This window comes from Micromonospora sp. DT53, from assembly GCF_049841535.1.
In the GTDB taxonomy this organism is placed as follows: Bacteria; Actinomycetota; Actinomycetes; order Mycobacteriales; family Micromonosporaceae; genus Micromonospora.
Genome location: NZ_JBNCKM010000003.1, coordinates 1 through 14,903, shown reverse-complemented (window position 1 = coordinate 14,903; position 14,903 = coordinate 1). Strand labels below are relative to the sequence as shown.

Genomic DNA, 14,903 nt, shown 5'->3' with positions numbered 1-14,903 from the left:
CTATGGCTGATCTCGGAGACGTCCACACTGGTAGACGGTCGGGCGCAGGAGCGCGGGGGGTGCGGCCGAGGCGGGCGGGGCGGTGACGGCGGCGAGCAGCGCGAGCAGCAGCCGGCGTGTCGGTGCCGGCGTCCGGGGACGGGGAGGTGCGACGGGCATGTTCCTGCTCCCTCTTCGGCGTGTGGTCAGACCGCACCGAGCGGCCGACCGACCATTCGATGGTGAGGTGAAGGGATACCAGTAACGAGCGATGCAGCTATGCGAGCGCTAACATCGTTCCCTGTCGAAAACACAACCATGAATTGCATTGACGGTCAAGACGGAAATCGGAACGGATAATCGCGTCCAAACAATTCGGGCGCGCTTCAGCGGCACCTTGACAACTGGCGCGCGAATTCTCTGTCGGGTCAATCTCGTCAAGGAATTCGCGCGCCAGTCACCGGCGGCCCGGAAACGCACCCGGGAGAGACCGACCGACGCGCTTATTCGCCAGCCGGCCGCAACCTCCCGTCGACTCGCCGGGAAATGGCGGTGTACTCGTCACGCAACTCCTCGGGCAGGACCCAGGCCGGGGCGTCCTGCCACGCCAGCGGGCGGAGGAAACGACGGATCGACGTGGCGCCCACCGACGTGTGCACGGCGTTTGTCGACGGCCACGGTCCACCGTGGTGCTGGGCCCACGACACCCGGACACCTGTGGGATAGCCGTCGAAGACGATGCGACCCGCGCGGGCGGCGAGCACGTCGACCAGCCGGCGTACGACGTCAGCGTCATCGCCCGGCCCGCGGTGCAGCGACCCGGTCAGCGACGGCGGGACGGTGGCCAGCGCGGCGTCGAGGTCGGCGGCGGCGTCGTAGCGAACCACGATCAGCAACGGGCCGAAGCACTCGTCGGCGATCTCGGCGGTCAGGCCGGCGAGGCCGACCTCCAGGAGGGTCGGGGCCACGGTGAAGCCCGCACCCGGATCGACAGTGGGTCGCGCCGAGACCCGAGCGCCGGCCCGCTCGAACTCCGTGGCCCGGTTCTCGTACGCGTCCCGGATGCGCTCGTTGAGCAGGACCGTGCCACCCGACGCGTCGACTCTCGTCCGCAGCGCGTCGACCAGACGGTCACCACCCGCATCCGCCGGAACGAACGCCAGACCGGGCTTGGTGCACAGCTGGCCGCCCGAGTTCGTGAAGGAGCCGAACAGCCCCTCGGCGATCTGGTCTGCCCGGGCGGCAGCCGCGTCGGGCAGGACGACTATCGGGTTCACGCTGCTCAGTTCGGCGTACAGGGGAATGGGGTCGGGCCGTTCGTCGATGGCCGCCTGGATGGCGCGGGCAGCGTTGACCGAGCCGGTCAGGGCCGCCGCGCGGATCACCGGGTGACGCACCAGCGAGCGCCCGGCCTGCTCCCCGTACACGGTCGCGACGACACCCTCGGGCCCGCCGAGGTCGCGGACGGCCGACTCGATCGCGGCGGCGGAGGCGTGCGAGGTCAACGGGTGGGACGGGTGGGCCTTCAGGATCGTCGGACACCCGGCGGCGAGCGCCGCGGCCGTGTCACCACCGGCGACCGAGAAGGCGAACGGGAAGTTGCTGGCCCCGAAGACGGCGACCGGCCCGAGGGGTACCAGCATCCGCCGCAGGTCCGGGCCACGGCCGAGCGGTGTGTCGGCGGCGTGGTCGATGGTCGCCTCGACGTACGCTCCGTCGCGCAGCACCTCGCCGAACATCCGGAACTGGAGCGCCGCCCGGGTGAGTTCCCCGTCGAGTCGCGCGTGGCCCAGCCCGGTCTCCGCCTCGGCGGCGGCGACCAGGTCCACCCGACGGGACTCCAGCGACGCCGCGATCGCGTCCAGCAACTCCGCGCGGCCGAGCCTCCCGCGGGCGGCCAGCCACTGCGCCGCCGGGGCCGTCTGGCCGGCGATCACCTCCAGCCGAGACTCGTCGGTCTCGGTGAGATCCGTCGCGCGACTCTGACCGTCGCGCGGATCGACCGTGATGACCACGTTCACAGCAGTCCTCTCCTCACCAGATTGCCCATGAGATCGCGGACGCCGAAGTGCCAGGGCTCGCACTCCTCCGCGTGCCGCACCCGGTTGGCCAGGGTGCCAAGTGCCGGGCAGCTGATCCGTACCACGTCGTCGATCTTGTGGGTGAAACCCTCACCGGGGCGGTCCCGGTCCTGGATGGGCGCGAACATCGTGCCGAGCATCAGGGCGGCGCCGTCGGGATAGTGGTGGTGCGGCCCGATCAGCTGCCGGACCAGCTCCTCCGGATCACGCGACATCTGGGTCATCTCCGAGACCGCCTCCAGGTGGAAACCGTCCACGCCGCGAACCTCCAGGCGCACCTCGAGTTCGCGTACCCGATCCATGCCGAACCGGTCGTCGAAGAGCCGGATCAGGGGGCCGAGGGCGCAGGAGGCGTTGTTGTCCTTCGCCAGGGGAAGCAGGAGCGCCGAGCGCCCCTCGATGTCGCGCAGGTTGACGTCGTTGCCGAGGGTGGCGCCGACGATCCGGCCGCTGGACTGGACGATGAGCGTGACCTCGGGTTCCGGGTTGTTCCAGGTCGACGCGGCGAGCACGCCGACCGGAACGGCGGTGCCGACCGCGGAGAGGATCTGACCCTTGGTGAAGATCTCGGCGTCCGGGCCGATCCCCACTTCCAGGTACTGACTCCACATGCCCTCGGCGACCAGCAGACTCTTGAGCCGATCCGCCTCGGGCGAGCCCGCCTCCAGGCTGTGCAGGTCGACACCGATGTCGGCGAGCATGCGCTGCCTGATGTCCGCCGCCAGCGCCTGGTCTCCCCGCGCCCGTTCCTCGATCACCCGTTCGATCATGGAGATCGGGAAGGTCACGCCGGCGGCCTTGAGCGCCTGGAGGTCGACCGGGGCGAGCAGCCAGGGGCGGCCACGATCGCGGGTCGCGGCCCCCGTGTTGGCCAGGATCTCGCCGAAGTCGCCCACCCTCGGCCCGTCGAGGCCGGCCACCGTCGCGGCGGGATCGGGCAGCTCGCAGATGTCGCGGACGGTCGGGAACCGGTGGCTGAGGTCGATGACCACACCGTCGCGCACGGTCACCGGCGAGGGACCGTCGCCGGACGGGTCCCAGATCCGGCCGATGAGGACGCTGTCGGGATCGTCCGGCAACGCCTCGACGGCGGTACCGGCCCAGTCCGCACCCGCGACCAGCCCTCGGGGCCGTGGCACCGTCATGAGTCGCTCTCCAGGTTGAAGAAGGACCGCTCGTCGCGGGGACGGATGTCGTACACGGCGTCCTGGAACATCCGCAGCGGGTGCGGTGTGAACGGGTGCTGCTCGATGGCGGTGAGGTCGACCTCGATACCCAGGCCGATCCCGGTCGGGATGAGGATGTCACCGTCGTCGGTCAGCACCAGCCGCTCGTTGGTGATCTCGGGACGCCAGGGCACGTCCGTCGCCATGATCTCCAGGTACCGGAAATTGGGCAGCGTCGCCCCGAGTTGCAGCGTCGCTGCCGTACTGAGTGGACCGCTCGGGTTGTGCGGCGCGAAGCCCACGTAGCTGGTCGCGGCGAGCGTGGAGATGAAGGCCAGCTCGGCGATCCCGCCGGCGTGCGTCACGTCGGGCTGGACGAAGTCGACGGCCTGGCGGGCCAGTGCCGGCGCGAAGCCCTGCCGGCCGTACCACCGCTCCCCCGCGGCGATCGGCACCGGCGACGCGCGACGGATGTCGACGAGCGCGTCGAGGTTGTCCGGTGGGCAGGGCTCCTCGAACCACACCGGGTCGAACTGGGCGATCTCGTTGGCGACCTTGATGGCGTGGCGGACGTCGAAGCGGCCGTGCCCCTCGACGAACAACTCGACATCGCGGCCCACCGCCTGACGGACGGCGTCGATCTGGGCGAGCACCCGGTCCAGCTGTGCGGTGGTGATGGTGAGGTCGTAGTTCTCGAACGGATCCCACTTGAGGCCCCGGAAGCCGGACTCGACCGTCCGGCGCGCGGCGGCCGCGTAGTCCTCCGGCGTGACGGCGCCGGAGAACCAACCATTCGCGTACGCGCGGACCCGGTCGCGGGTCGCGCCGCCGAGCAGCCGGGAGACCGGTACGCCGAGCTCACGCGCCGAGATGTCCCACAGGGCCATCTCCAGTGAGCTCAGCGCGGTCATGACGACCGGCCCGCCGCGCCAGTACCAGTCCCGCGCGGTCTCGTAGAGGATCTTCGAGATGCCTGTGGGATCCAGCCCCACCACCGCCTCGGCCAGCTCGGCGATGGCGCCCTGGACGGCGCGTTCCTTGCCCTCCAGGGTGGCCTCACCGAGCCCGATGATGCCCTCGTCGGTGTGCACGCGCACGATGACGAGGTTCGTGCGGTAGAAGTCGACGACAAGTGTGTCGACAGAGACGATCTTCATCTTTCGGCTCAACCCTTCACCGCACCGGCGGTCATGCCGGACACCACGTACTTCTGGACCAACAGGTAGAAGGCGACGGCAGGCAGCGTGAACAGGAAGGCGACAGCCATCACCGTCTGGATCGGCGTACCCAGTTCGCCGATGAAGTTCGCGATGCCGACGGAGGCGGGTTGCAGATCGGGGTTGAAGATGAACGTCACCGCGAACACGTACTCGTTCCAGGCGTGGAAGAAGGCGATGACCGCGGTGGCCGCGATCGACGGCGCGATGAGCGGCACGTTGATGCGGGTCAGGGTGGTGAAGGGCCGGGCGCCGTCGGCTCGCGCGGCCTCCTCCAACTCCTTCGGGATGCCGTCGATGGCGCCCTTGAGGATCAGCGCGACGATCGGCAGGACGAACGCGGAGTTCACCAGGACGAGGCCGGTCAGCGAGTCGAGCAGTTCGAAACGGCGGAACAGCGCGAACAGCGGGACGACCATGAGCGCCTCGGGAAGCATCTGCGTGAACAGCAGCACGACGGTCAGCACGGCCTTGCCCCAGAACGAGAACCGGGACAGCGCGTAGCCGAGCGGGATGCCCAGGCCGACGGAGAGGACCATCGTGCCGACGGCGATGATCAGGCTGTTGAGCAGCCACCCGGCGGCCTTGCCCTCGGCCAGCGCATCCACGAAGACCCCGAACTGGCCGAGGTCCGGGGTGAGCCGAGGCCGATCGGCGAAGAGGTCACTGTTGCTGGACAGCGCCGTGACGAACATCCAGTACAGCGGGAACACCGCGACACCCAGCACGACGAGCACGGCGACGATCCGTGCGGTGACACCGAAACGGAAGCGCCTCATCGGACGTCCCCCTTCTCCACGGCACGGGCGACCAGGCGGCTGCCGATGATGACGATGAGTGAGATGACGACACCGACCATTCCGATGGCCGCCGCCGATCCGAGTTCCTTCGAGTCGAACGCCTGCGAGTAGAGGTCGATGACGAGCGTCTCGGTGGCGCCGACCGGCCCGCCTTTGGTCATCAGCCAGATCAGCTCGAACCGCCGCAGCGACCAGATCGTCATCAGCAGCGCCAGCAGGCCCACGGTCGGCTTGATGACCTGCCAGGTGACGGCCCGGAAGGTGGCCCATCGTCCCGCGCCGTCCACGGTCGCGGCCTCGTTGAGGTCCTGCGGAACGGACTGCAGCGCGGAGAGCAGCACCACTGAGGTGAACGGGAACAGCTGCCAGATGGTCGTCGCGAGCACCGCCGGAAGGGCGTAGCGCGAGCTGTCCAGGATGGCGCCGCCGGGCACACCGAGTCCGACGGCGTCGAGGAAGCGGTTCACGATGCCGTACTGCGCGTTGAGCATCCAGGTGGCGATGAGCGCGACCGCGATGCCCGGAGCGGCCCAGGGGACGGTCACCAGCGCCCGAGCCACGCCACGACCCCGGAACTTCCCGTTGAGTAGGAGCGCGACGACAAGCCCGGCGCCGATCGCGACGACGACGCAGGTGATCACGTAGACGACGGTGATCAGCAGGGTGCGGTGGAATTCCGAGTCGCCGAAGATCCGGTTGAAGTTGTCGAGCCCGACCCACTCGCTGCGGGTGGGGTTGAGCAGCCTCGTCCTGGTGAAGCTGAGGTACACCTCCTGAACGAGGGGTACCGCCTGGAAGACGAGGATGAACAGGGCTGCGGGTGCCAGGAACAGATACGGCGTCCACTTGCTGCCCAGCGGGCTGGACCGACGCCGGGGCCGGCCTGGGGTTGTTGTCTTCGGTGCTCCGGTCTGCTCGACCACAGTCATCGGGTTTGATCCTTCGGGGGGAAGGACGCTGCCGGCGCACGAACCGTCGCGCCGGCAGCGTCGCCGTGTCGAGCTGTCAGCGGACCAGTTCGGTCGCCTGCTGCTGGGCACGATCCAGCGCCGAATTGAGGTCGGCCTTGCCCTGCAGCGCCGCGACCACGTTCTGCACGACAACCTTGCGGATGTCCGGCGTCTTGGCCTCGAACCCCAGCACGATCTGCGGCAGGCTGGTCTCGGTGAGTCCGTCGAAGACGGGGAGGAACGGGGTCGCCTTGAGTGACTCCGCGCTGCGCTGCGTGGTGGTGGCGACGCTGCTCGCGCCAAGGATCTCCTGCAGCTTGACCTGGTTCTGCGGCTCCAGCGCCCACTTGATGAAGGTGCCGGCCTCGTCCTTGCCCTCGCTCGCCTCGTTGATCACGATCGGTGCGAGGATCGCGCCCTGCTTGCGGACCGGGAACGGGATGGGCGCGACGGTGAAGTTCAGCTTCGCGTTCTGGCCGCGTGTGGCGGTCACGTAGCCGCCGTTGTTGAGCTCCATCCCGACCTTGCCCTCGGCGAACATCCGCCGGAACGTCGCCGCGTCCGCGCCGCGCGGGATCACGTTCGCGTCGTACAGGTCCTTGAACGCCTGCAGGCCCTTGAGGTTCTCCGGCGAGTTGATCGTCAGGTTCTTACCGTCGGACCACGCGCCGCCGAAGCCGTAGACGTAGTTGAAGATGTCCTGCCAGACGCCGGCCTCCTCGGCCTCCGTCTGGCGGAACGCCAGGCCGAAGACGTCGCCCTTGGTCAGCGACTTCGCGGTGGAGGTGAACTGCTCGTAGGTCGTCGGCGGCGTCGGGATCAGGTCCGCGTTGTAGAACATCGCGTAGTTCGACGCCTCGAAGATGACGCCGTGCCGGACGCCGTCGTGGAGCATGAACTGGTCCGGCTGCTTGAGCAGGTCGTACTTGCCGGCGTCGATCACCTTGTCCAGCGGCGCGACGAGGCCGGCGTCCGAGGCCGCCTCGAACTCGGGCATGTCGAAGCGGACGAGGTCGGGGCCCTTGCCGCTGCCCATCTGCGTGAGCACGGTCTGGCCGAAGGTCGGGTACGGCACCGCGGCGGCGGACACCTGGACCTTGGTCTGGCTCTGGTTGAACTCGTCGAGCCACTTCGTCAACAGGGGCCCGCGGCCCGGGTCGCCGAAGGTCGAGGCGGCGAAGGTCAGTTTGGTGACGCCGTCGCCGGAGTCGCCGTCGGAGCCGCAACCGGTCAAGAGAGTGGCGACCAAACCGAGGGCACATGTCGCCCTGGCGATGCCGAAACGAGCGCGCTGATTACCCATCGTTACTCCACTGTTACAAGTTGGCGTCGAGCGGATGAAATTGCAACGATCGTAGCGCCATGTGCAACGGTGTCAAGAGGTGATTGCGCATTGCGTCATCCACATTGCATAATGTGCAATGAAAGCGACGGCGCTGCCCGTCGCGCGAGGGGAGACACAGCCTTGGCGCAATCGATTCGCCGCGCGATCGACCTCATCCGTCGATCCGCGGAGCACCCGCTGTCCCTTACGGAGGCTGCGGACGTGCTCGGCGTCCACAAGTCCACAGCCCTGCGCATCCTGCAGACACTGGAGTCCGCGCGCTTCGTCCGCCGGACCGGCGCGGGCACCTACGTGCTCGGCAGCGGCCTGATCGAGCTGTCCGAGCTAGCGCTCGGCTCGATGGACCTCCGCCAGCCCGCCGCCGCACACCTGCGCGCGCTGCAACGCGAGACCGGCCACACCGTACACCTCGCGCAACTGACCGGTGACGAGATCATCTATATCGACAAGGTGGACAGCCCGGCATTCGACGCCGTCAAACTGCCTTCGCGGGTGGGACGCGCGGTGTCGATCTACGCGAGCGCCGTGGGCAAGACGATCCTGGCGTACCTTCCCCGCCCGGAGCGCGACCGCCTGCTCTCCCACGTCGTCTTCGAGAGATTCACCAACACCACGTTCACCGACCACGACGCCCTGGAAGCCGAACTCGCCCGCATCCACGAGTGCGGCTGGGCCATGGACAACGGCGAGCACGACGCCTACGTGATGTGCGTGGCCGCGCCGATCAGGGATTCGCGGGGGCAGGTCATCGCCGCAGCCTCGATCACGGCGATCGAGGTCATCGCAAACCTCGACCAGCTGAAGAGCAACCTTCCGCTGCTCCTGAACACCGCCAACAAGATCTCGTACGAACTCGGCTACGTGCCGCCGTCCTCCGAGTAGCCGCGGCCGCCCCAAGCTTTCTCCAAGGTTCGTTCAAAGCGCGACGGCGACGGTTGGGTCTCCACCTCCGGTTCCATCGGGACCGCCGGATACGAGGAGAACCATGAAGACCATCACCCGAATCGGCGACGCGCTCCTGAACCGCCTCGCTCCGCGGCTGCAGGCCGAAGCCGGCTGCATCTTCGCCGGCTGGGCGGGGCCCTGCCGCATCAGCAAGTCCGGCTGCACGGTCCAGTGCCTGGCGAACTACGACAACTGCCCGAACAGGTGGGTCTGCGCCTGAGTCACATCGTCCGGGTGGCCCGGTCCGTCGAGCGAGCCACCCGGACGCTCTTTGCGTGCTCGTAACGCCGACCAAACTGGAGTAGCAATGTCCGTCACCGCTGCCGCCGTGCTCGTCACGACCATCATCGGTCTGGCCAACCTGGTCCTCGCCCTCGGCATCGTCCGACGCCTGCGAGACCACGAGGAGAGACTGGCCGGCCTCGAACCCGGATCTTCGGTCCTGTTGGGGGGTCGGATCGGACAGTTCACGGTCACGTCCACCCGCGGGGTCACGCTCAGCGCGGGTTCACTGCCCGCCCAGGCCACAATCGGCATCTTCGCACCGGGATGCCAGCCCTGCCACCGGCAACTGCCGGACTTCCTGGACTACGCACGGCAGGTGCGCGATCCGGTGGCGGTGGTGCTGGCGGACGGTGGGGACCACGCCGAGCTCGTGGCACGGTTGGAGGCGACCTGCCACGTCGTCCTCGAGCCGCTCGGCGGACCGGTCAGCACCGCGCTTCAGGTGCAGGCCACGCCGACCCTCCTCCGCATCGAGGAGGGCGTGGTGACCGCCGTCGAGACGATCGTCAGCAAGCTGCCCGCGGCCGGGGTGGTGGCACCGGCATGACCAACGGGCCCTCGACGCGTCGCCGGCAGAGCCTTGGCGGGGTCCGGGCAGCCCTCGCGATGGCGTGGCGGGCCGCGCCGGGACCGTTGATCCTGCTGGGCCTGGTTACGCTCGTCGCGTCCGTCATTCCCGTCGGCTCGGCCTGGCTGCTGAAGACGCTGCTCGACCGGATCGTCGGCGGAGCCCCGGGACTGACCGCGCTCGGTGTGGGCCTCTGCCTGCTCGGCCTCGCCCTGGGAGTGCTACCGGAGACCAACAACTACCTGCGGGCCGAGTTGGGCCGGGCAACCGGTCTGGCCGCCAGCGACCGACTGTATTCGGCGCTCAACCGGCTGCCGGGACTCGCCCGGTTCGAGGACCCCACTTTCCGCGACCGGCTACGCCTTGCCAGTCAATCCAGCGCAAGCACCCCGCCAGCCGTGGCCCACGGGGCGGTGGCACTTGTCGGGGACGTGGTGACGATCGGCGGTTTCCTCGGCACGTTGGTCGCCATCAGCCCGTGGATGGCTCTGGTCGTCCTGGCCGGCGCGATCCCGGCTCTCCTCGCCGAACTCGCGCTGGCTCGGCGGATGGCCCTCATGCTCTGGCGGGTTGGGCCGACCGAACGACGTGAGTTCTTCTACGCCGAGCTCATGGCCAACCTCGACGCCGCCAAGGAACTGCGCCTGTTCGGCATCGGCAGCTTCCTGCGGGGCCGGATGTTGACCGAGCGCCGGCAGGCCGACGACGAACGTCGTCGGCTCGACAGGCGTGGAGTTCTGGTCCAGACGGCCCTGGGCCTGCTGTACGCCCTCATCAACGGTGCCGGGATCCTCTGGGCGGTCGCCAACGTGCGCGGCGGTGCCATCGGGGTGGGCGACATCGCAATCTTCATCGCGGCGGTCGCGGGCGTGCAAGCCGGCACGACCTCGCTGGTCAACCAGGTCGCATCGACTCACCAGCACCTGCTGTTGTTCCGGCACTTCCAGGAGGTCGAAAGCACGCCACCTGACCTCGTCGTCCGGTCCCGCCCCACCCGCGTACCGCCGTTACACGCGGGTATCGAGCTGCGGGACGTGTGGTTCCGGTACGGCACCGACTCGCCCTGGGTCCTTCGCGGGGTCAACCTGTCCGTGCCGCACGGACACTCGCTCGGCCTCGTGGGCCGCAACGGCTCGGGAAAGAGCACGTTGGTGAAGCTGCTGTGCCGCTTCTACGACCCGCAGCGCGGCAGCATCTGTTGGGACGGCGTGGATCTGCGGGCGATGGATCCGGCGCAGCTGCGGGAGCGAATCAGCGCGTTGTTTCAGGACTACATGGCCTACGACCTGTCCGCCGCGGAGAATATCGGGCTCGGCGATCCGGCCCGGCTGGCGGACCGACAGGCGGTACGGCGGGCCGCCCAGGGGGCCGGTGTCGAAGCGACGCTGGATGCGCTGCCCCGGGGCTTCGACACTCTGCTGAGCCGTAGCTTCTTCGACACGGAAGCGGACGACCCGACCGAGGGCGTACCGCTGTCCGGTGGTCAATGGCAGCGGGTGGCGCTGGCGCGCGCGGTGCTGCGTGGCGATCGGGACCTGCTCATCTTGGACGAGCCCAGCGCCAGCCTGGATCCCGAGGCCGAGTACGACATCCGCCATCGGCTGCGGCACCAACGCGGTCACCGGACGAGCGTGCTCATCTCGCACCGGCTCGGCACGCTTCGCGACGCTGATGTGCTTGCCGTTCTCGACCAGGGGCGGATCGTCGAGTTGGGCAACCACGACCAACTGATCAACCAGGGCGGCCACTACTCGCGTCTGTTCGGCATGCAGTCGGCGGGCTACGGGCCGGGACGGATCGAGGTGCCCACGTGATCCCGTACTTTCTCGCGGCGACCCCGCTGGCGCTGATGCTCGCCGTGGCCGCGTGGATTCGTCGTCAGCTGCTCGTCGTCGACGTGCACGGGCCGAGCATGCTCCCCACGTACCGTGATGGCGACCAACTGCTCACCCGGCGTCGTACCGCCGAGGGTTCGCTGTCGACCGGGCAGGTCGTGGTACTGCGTAATCCGCGCCCGGTGGGCCGGCCCGGATCGTCGACTGATCGATGGCTCGTCAAACGCATCGCTGCGGTAGCCGGAGACCGGCTGCTTCCTGGAATGCCGTCCGGTCACGTCCCGGACGGGTACGTGCTGGTGCTCGGCGACAACGTCGCGCAGAGCATGGACTCACGACACCTCGGGATGATCCCGTCCGACAGCATCCTGGGCACCGTCGTTCGACGTATGGGCACGAGGCCCCCGGCAGCCCGTTCGGAAGAGGGGTAGACGTCGGTGGACCACCTTGTCGATTTCGGGCGGACCTTCCTGGGCCTCGCGTTCATCTTCTCGGTGGTGGAAAAGGTGCGCGGCCCCACAGCATTCCGTGCGTTCCGCGACGCGGTGGTGTCGCTGGCGCCGCCGTTGCGCGGCGTGGCGACGCCTACCGCAGTGCTGATCGTCGTGGCGGAGACAACGTCGGTGCTCACCTTGGCGCTTCCCGCGACCGCCCCTGTGGGTTTCACGTTGTCCATCGCGCTGATGGTGGCGTTCACCATTGCCCTGATCTTGGCGCTGCGGAGAAGGGCAGCGGTCTCCTGTGGCTGCTTCGGCGATAGCGGCAGTGCGATCGCACCTCGGCACGTCGGCCGTAACGCGGTGCTGCTCCTTGCTGCGGTTGCCGGACTGTTCCGCTGGGCCGCCGGTGACACGGCTGGTGTGGGCCGGCCCTCCGCCGGTCTGGTTCTCGCCGCCGGGCTGGCCGCCATTCTCGCCCTGGCGACAGCCACTCTCGACGACATCGCAGCGTTGTTCGCGAACGGACGGAGCTGAATCTGCCGGGGCACCCGGGAGCAGGTCTCGATGAAACCACGCCGCCTCGCTTCGCCAGATCTGCACGACAGCAGGGAAGTGCTGGCTCACGGTGCCGGAGCCAGCACTTCCCTGCTGGTAGGGGTCTGGGCGGTCCCGGACCCCTACCAGACGACCGGGCGATCGTCAGCCGTCCACGCTCTTCACGGTGATCGATTTGCAGCTGTCAACGATCCGGTTGTTCTTCCCATTGACCAGGCAGATCTCGAGCCCGATGTTCTCGCCCGCCGCGACGTTGTTCGGGAAGATCGAGTACGGATCGAAGTAGACCATGGTGTACGCGCCGCCGCCGTGGTACTTCGTGTCGAGGTACTTCCCGTTCAGCCAGGCCCAGACCTGAACGCCACGGCCGTCGGGGACATCGTCGTAGATCTCCAGGTAGTCGTCGTTGTCGCCGCCCCCGGGCGCCCCGGGTCCATAGTCCACGAACCTCGCGCTGCCCCCGAATTGCCCGCGGTAGTACTCGGTGGACATGGGGAAGCTGTCGTCTCTCGCTGCGGCTGGGTTGGCCTGAACCAGGACGACGGTCATCGCCGCTGCCACCGGCAACAGCACGCGCCTCGTGAGCCCTCTCTTCATGCGGCCGCTCTCCTCTGCCTCGTCCCACGGTGTTCGCCGGCTCGCTGCCGACGTCCTCCACGATGGGGACGCGACCTGGTCGAAACCTGGAACAAACCTTGCGGCCAGCCGGCAACGCGGGTCAGCCCTCAGGCCACCCGCCCGGGCCATACCGCCGTGCTCAGGCGCCGGTGAGCCGGTGGTGCTCGTCGACTTCCATGTCGATGAAGGCCTGGATCATGCCCCGGTAGATCCGTTCGATCAGATCCGGATCGGCACCGGCCTCGCCAGCCAGCGTGCGGACCCGGGCCACCACCTGCGCCACCCGATCGGGCGCACGGACCGCCTGGCCGTCGCTCTTGAGCGGAGCCGCCTGCCGGACCAACTCCTCCCGCCGGGCGAGCAGCCCGACCAGTTCCCGGTCCAGCTCGTCGATCCGAGCACGGATCTCGGCCAGCGTCACCGCAGTCTCTTCCACGCCGGAAATCGTCGCACGAAGACGGCACGATCAGGCGAACCCGTTCCCGCACGCTCAGCGCAGCAGCGCCATCCGGTCGATGATGGACTCGCGCAGCCCCGCTGGCCACGGGAACAACGGCGTGGCCACCTGGAGCTGGGCGAACCCGTGCAGCCCGACCCAGAGCGCCGTCGCGTCGCCGAAGAGGTCCGTGCTGGCCGACCGTCCCGCCGCAACGCAGTCGGCGAGCGTACGCCGGAAGATCTCGAAGGCCCCCATCCCGAGCACGGCGAGTTCGTCCGACATGGCCGGCGCCCGCTCAAGGGCCTGCCCGGCGTCCCAGACGGCGCCGAACATCACCCGGTACTGATGGGGACGGCGTTCGGCGAAGCTCAGGTAGGCCGCGCAGATCGCGCGCAGGCGCTCGACCGGCTCCGCGTGATCCGGTGCGCTCAGCTCCTGCTCCAGGATGCCGAACGCGCGTTGCGCGACCGCGAGCAGGATCGAGTCCAGGTCTGGAAAGTGCGGATAGATCGACGGCGCGGAGATGCCCGCCTGTCGAGCGATCCCCCGCAGGGTCACGTTCTGCGGCGTGCCGTCCTCCAGCAACGTCATCGCGGCGTCGACGATCTCGTCGCGCAGCTGAGCACCCTCGCCGCGCTTGTTGCGGGCCCGCGTTCTCGGTGTGGTCACCCCTTGACTTTACAGACGTTAGGCGAGAGCGTAAGTTAACGAGTGTAAGTTCACCACCGTTTCTACAGATGGAGCCCCCATGACCGCCTTGACCGCTCCCCGAATCGACATCGCCGCTCCCGCCCACCGCGCCGACCTCGTCGGCCGCGGGCTGGCGGCCCTCGCCTCCCTCGCCACCGGCGTCGCGTTCGTCAACGGCGTGCTGCTCACGATCAACGCCAGCGACGATCGCCTGTTCGTCGAAGGCTGGCGAGTCTCCAGCTTCGGCATCTTCGCCGCACTCTTCGCCCTGCTCGCGGTCAGGCCGCGTCAAGCCGCCGGCGTCTGGGAGATCGTGCTCGTCGGCAAGGCCGCCCTCGTCGTGTTCGGCGCGCTGATCGGAGACGTTCCCGAGGCACGACTGTCGGCGATCATCGACTTCGGGCTCGTCGCCGTCGTCGCGTCGGCCTACGTGCTGTGCCGCGGCTGGTTGGCGTGGCGTCCCGCGACCACCAACCCGACCCGATGACGGGGACGACGATGCCCTCCACCACGCTTCCCCGTACCCAGGAAGACCGCGCCGCCCGGCGCGCGGACCGGACCGCCATCATCTCGCTCTGGTCGGTCCCGGTCCTGGTCATCGGCCAGTTCGCCATGCTGGCCATCGTCCCGGTCACCCTTACGCTGATCGTCAGCCTGCGACACGGCCACCTCCGCGGACTACGCCGCTGGACGGTCGCTCTCGCCACCGCCTACGCCACACCACTGATCCTCTGGGCCATCGGGCCCGAACGCGCCCCGAGCCTGTCCAAGGACATGCATCCGGTCTTCGCCGCACTGGTCGTCGTGGCCGCGCTGGCTGCGGCCACGGCCTTCCACCTCGGCCGCCGACGCCCGAGCACGCCCGACGGGTCGTCGAGCGAGCGGTCGGACTTCCGGGCCGAGCAGTGACCGAGCCGCTCCTCCCCCGCGTGAGCGGGAGCGCGGGGGGGGGGGGGGGGGGGCGGGCGGCGGGCGGGGGGGCGCCGCGCG

Annotated in this window: 18 protein-coding genes; 8 read left to right on the top strand and 10 right to left on the bottom strand. The window is 68.8% G+C overall.

The features are described from left to right. The 7 genes from ACLQ3B_RS11505 to ACLQ3B_RS11475 form a co-directional block, all read right to left on the bottom strand. Positions 1-159: a hypothetical protein gene (locus tag ACLQ3B_RS11505; RefSeq protein WP_425779940.1), complete on the bottom strand. Its 159-nt coding sequence runs from the start codon at positions 157-159 to the stop codon at positions 1-3. A 323-nt stretch (positions 160-482) separates the two neighbouring features. Then, complete coding sequence (locus tag ACLQ3B_RS11500; RefSeq protein WP_425779939.1) at positions 483-2,000, bottom strand: aldehyde dehydrogenase family protein; 1,518 nt, start codon at positions 1,998-2,000, stop codon at positions 483-485. After that, positions 1,997-3,205 (bottom strand): fumarylacetoacetate hydrolase family protein, encoded by a 1,209-nt coding sequence (locus ACLQ3B_RS11495; protein ID WP_425779937.1) that lies wholly within the window; start codon positions 3,203-3,205, stop codon positions 1,997-1,999. The genes ACLQ3B_RS11500 and ACLQ3B_RS11495 overlap by 4 nt, the downstream gene beginning before the upstream one ends. Continuing rightward, entirely contained in the window at positions 3,202-4,383 is a 1,182-nt protein-coding gene (locus tag ACLQ3B_RS11490; protein WP_425779935.1) for a mandelate racemase/muconate lactonizing enzyme family protein, read from the bottom strand. The genes ACLQ3B_RS11495 and ACLQ3B_RS11490 overlap by 4 nt, the downstream gene beginning before the upstream one ends. An 8-nt stretch (positions 4,384-4,391) precedes the next feature. After that, positions 4,392-5,222, bottom strand: coding sequence for a carbohydrate ABC transporter permease (locus tag ACLQ3B_RS11485; protein WP_425779933.1), 831 nt, complete (start codon positions 5,220-5,222; stop codon positions 4,392-4,394). Continuing rightward, positions 5,219-6,172 (bottom strand): carbohydrate ABC transporter permease, encoded by a 954-nt coding sequence (locus tag ACLQ3B_RS11480; protein ID WP_425779931.1) that lies wholly within the window; start codon positions 6,170-6,172, stop codon positions 5,219-5,221. Before ACLQ3B_RS11480 ends, ACLQ3B_RS11485 begins: the two co-directional genes overlap by 4 nt. Positions 6,173-6,248: 76 nt before the next feature. After that, positions 6,249-7,496 (bottom strand): ABC transporter substrate-binding protein, encoded by a 1,248-nt coding sequence (locus tag ACLQ3B_RS11475; protein WP_425779929.1) that lies wholly within the window; start codon positions 7,494-7,496, stop codon positions 6,249-6,251. A gap of 111 nt (positions 7,497-7,607) precedes the next feature. On the opposite strand from ACLQ3B_RS11475, the gene ACLQ3B_RS11470 reads away from it, so the two are divergent. From ACLQ3B_RS11470 to ACLQ3B_RS11445, 6 genes are all read left to right on the top strand, one after another. Continuing rightward, the gene (locus tag ACLQ3B_RS11470; protein ID WP_425779927.1) at positions 7,608-8,420 is read left to right on the top strand and encodes an IclR family transcriptional regulator; all 813 of its coding nucleotides are present in this window, start codon (positions 7,608-7,610) and stop codon (positions 8,418-8,420) included. 103 nt (positions 8,421-8,523) lie between these two features. After that, positions 8,524-8,703 carry a hypothetical protein gene (locus ACLQ3B_RS11465; RefSeq protein ID WP_425779925.1) on the top strand — a complete coding sequence of 60 codons (180 nt, stop codon included), beginning with the start codon at positions 8,524-8,526 and terminating at the stop codon, positions 8,701-8,703. An 87-nt stretch (positions 8,704-8,790) separates the two neighbouring features. Then, positions 8,791-9,315, top strand: coding sequence for a TlpA family protein disulfide reductase (locus ACLQ3B_RS11460; RefSeq protein ID WP_425779924.1), 525 nt, complete (start codon positions 8,791-8,793; stop codon positions 9,313-9,315). Next, a complete protein-coding gene (locus ACLQ3B_RS11455) occupies positions 9,312-11,150 on the top strand; it encodes an ABC transporter ATP-binding protein (RefSeq protein WP_425779922.1) in 1,839 nt (612 codons plus the stop codon). Before ACLQ3B_RS11460 ends, ACLQ3B_RS11455 begins: the two co-directional genes overlap by 4 nt. After that, positions 11,147-11,602, top strand: a complete 456-nt coding sequence (locus ACLQ3B_RS11450; protein WP_425779920.1) for a S26 family signal peptidase — start codon at positions 11,147-11,149, stop codon at positions 11,600-11,602. Before ACLQ3B_RS11455 ends, ACLQ3B_RS11450 begins: the two co-directional genes overlap by 4 nt. 6 nt (positions 11,603-11,608) lie before the next feature. Next, positions 11,609-12,145, top strand: a complete 537-nt coding sequence (locus tag ACLQ3B_RS11445; RefSeq protein ID WP_425779918.1) for a MauE/DoxX family redox-associated membrane protein — start codon at positions 11,609-11,611, stop codon at positions 12,143-12,145. A 165-nt stretch (positions 12,146-12,310) separates the two neighbouring features. On the opposite strand, the gene ACLQ3B_RS11440 is transcribed toward ACLQ3B_RS11445, so the two are convergent. The 3 genes from ACLQ3B_RS11440 to ACLQ3B_RS11430 form a co-directional block, all read right to left on the bottom strand. Then, the gene (locus tag ACLQ3B_RS11440; protein ID WP_425779916.1) at positions 12,311-12,763 is read right to left on the bottom strand and encodes a hypothetical protein; all 453 of its coding nucleotides are present in this window, start codon (positions 12,761-12,763) and stop codon (positions 12,311-12,313) included. Positions 12,764-12,923: 160 nt separating this feature from the next. Then, the gene (locus ACLQ3B_RS11435) at positions 12,924-13,220 is read right to left on the bottom strand and encodes a chorismate mutase (protein WP_425779914.1); all 297 of its coding nucleotides are present in this window, start codon (positions 13,218-13,220) and stop codon (positions 12,924-12,926) included. Positions 13,221-13,274: 54 nt separating this feature from the next. Further along, positions 13,275-13,892, bottom strand: coding sequence for a TetR/AcrR family transcriptional regulator (locus tag ACLQ3B_RS11430; protein WP_425779912.1), 618 nt, complete (start codon positions 13,890-13,892; stop codon positions 13,275-13,277). 79 nt (positions 13,893-13,971) lie between these two features. On the opposite strand from ACLQ3B_RS11430, the gene ACLQ3B_RS11425 reads away from it, so the two are divergent. Together ACLQ3B_RS11425 and ACLQ3B_RS11420 are read left to right on the top strand one after the other, a co-directional pair. After that, entirely contained in the window at positions 13,972-14,400 is a 429-nt protein-coding gene (locus tag ACLQ3B_RS11425; RefSeq protein ID WP_425779911.1) for a hypothetical protein, read from the top strand. Further along, positions 14,397-14,822 (top strand): hypothetical protein, encoded by a 426-nt coding sequence (locus tag ACLQ3B_RS11420; RefSeq protein WP_425779909.1) that lies wholly within the window; start codon positions 14,397-14,399, stop codon positions 14,820-14,822. The genes ACLQ3B_RS11425 and ACLQ3B_RS11420 overlap by 4 nt, the downstream gene beginning before the upstream one ends. Positions 14,823-14,903: the final 81 nt, after the last annotated feature.